General features: G+C 70.9%; 1 protein-coding gene and 2 pseudogenes. All 3 read left to right on the top strand.

Annotation, left to right across the window (positions count from 1 at the left end; translation table 11 throughout):
- Positions 1 to 508, top strand: a pseudogene (locus tag ACWDU1_RS32090) (zinc ABC transporter permease AztB); the annotation flags it as partial.
- Positions 505 to 1,422: a zinc ABC transporter substrate-binding protein AztC gene (aztC, locus tag ACWDU1_RS32085; protein ID WP_450004172.1), complete on the top strand. Its 918-nt coding sequence runs from the start codon at positions 505 to 507 to the stop codon at positions 1,420 to 1,422. The pseudogene ACWDU1_RS32090 and the gene aztC, both read left to right, overlap by 4 nt.
- A gap of 58 nt (positions 1,423 to 1,480) precedes the next feature.
- A pseudogene (locus ACWDU1_RS32080) lies at positions 1,481 to 1,781 on the top strand (hypothetical protein); the annotation flags it as partial.

Below are 1,781 nucleotides of genomic sequence, written 5' to 3'. Positions count from 1 at the left end.
CGCGGTGATCGCGTGCGCCGACGGCGCACTGCTCGTCGACGAGGACAACGACACCTTCACCGCCGAGAAGATCCCCTACCCCGCCGGAACTTCCGGTAGCGCGGCGGAGTTCTTCCACCGCAGCGGAAGCGATGTCCTGGTCACCACCCGGGACGCCCGGGTGCTGGTCCTCGATATCGGTAAACGTTCGTGGCGCTCGATCGGCACCGGCCCGGTGACCGCGGCGACCACCGCCGGCGCGGGTACCGCGATCCTCGCGCTCTCCCCCGACGGGGTGCTGCACGCCTACGACCCCGCGACCGGCGCGGAAACCGCGCACAACCGCGTACTGGCCGCGCCGGTCGACCCCGCTGCGCCACCGGTGCTGCAGGTCGATACCGACCGCGCCTATGTCAACGATCCGGCGGGGCGGCAGATCCACGAGATCGACTACGCCGACGGTCTGCGGATCGCCCGCAGCTTCCCCCTCGATATCCGCCCCGACCTGATGGTGGAGACCGGCCGATGACCACCGTCCTGCGGCTCTGCGCCGCACTCCTGCTCGGCGCGTTCGCACTGACCGGTTGCGGCACCGGCGGTTCCGGCGGCGAAGGCGTCGTCGTGACCACCGATATCCTCGGCGATATCACCCGCGCGGTGGTGGGCGATACCGCGCCGGTCACCACCCTGATGCCGCCGAACTCGGATCCGCATTCCTTCGCGCTGTCGGCCCAGGAGGCCGCCGTCCTCGACGGTGCCGACCTCGTCGTGGCGAACGGCCTGGGATTGGAAGAGGGACTGGCCCGGCACGTCACGACCGCCGCCGACGCGGGAGTGCCGGTGTTGCCGGTGGGGGATCACATCGACGCGCTCCCCTATCGGGCCGGCGACGCCGCCGGACAGCCGGATCCGCATTTCTGGACCGACCCGCAGCGCGTGCACCGCGCCGTCGAGGTCATCCGCGACCGGGTGATCGAGACGGTGCCCGGGATCGACGCCGCGACCGTCCGCGCCAATGCCGACCGGTACCTGGCCGATATCGACGCGCTCGGCCGGTGGATGGGTGATCGGTTCACCACCGTCGCGCCCGAACGCCGCAAACTGGTCACCAATCATCATGTCTTCGAGTACCTCGCCCAGCGTTTCGGCTTCGAGGTGGTCGGTGCGGTGATCCCCGGCGGCACCACGCTCGCCTCACCGAGCGCCGCGGATCTGGCCGATCTCGCCGGAGCGATCCGCACCACCGGGGTTCCGGCGATCTTCGTGGACTCCGCTCGCCCGGACCGCCTCGCCCGAGCCCTCGCCGAACAGGCCGGTGTCGAGGTCCGCATCGTCGGGCTGTTCTCGGAATCGCTGACGCCGCCCGGCGGGGGCGCGGCCACCTACCTGGAAATGATGCGCGCCAACACCACCGCGATGGTGGACGGCCTGGCGCCCGCGTGACCCGGACCGCCGCGCGATCACGCCGCGGCGGCCAGCACAGGAAAGATGAGGGAATGTCATGCACATTCGCACGGGCACCACACGTGCCACGGCCCTGACCGGCCTGCTCACCGCGGTCGTCGCGCTGAGCGGCTGCGGTACCGACAGCGCCGCGGAGAAGACGATCGCCGAACCCCTGGCCGTGACCTACGACGGCGGGATCCACCTCCTCGACGGGAACACTCTCGAACGGCAGGGCGGCGTCGAACTGCCCGGATTCCTCCGCGTCAATCCGGCCGGGGACGACCGGCACGTCATCGTCTCCACCGCGGACGGTTTCGAGGTTCTGGACGCGACCGCGGCCCGCTTCACCGGAGTCG

The sequence above is a fragment of the Nocardia sp. NPDC003345 genome, assembly GCF_053589395.1.
Note: the sequence above shows the minus strand (reverse complement) of the source record. Positions and strands in the feature narration are given on the sequence as shown.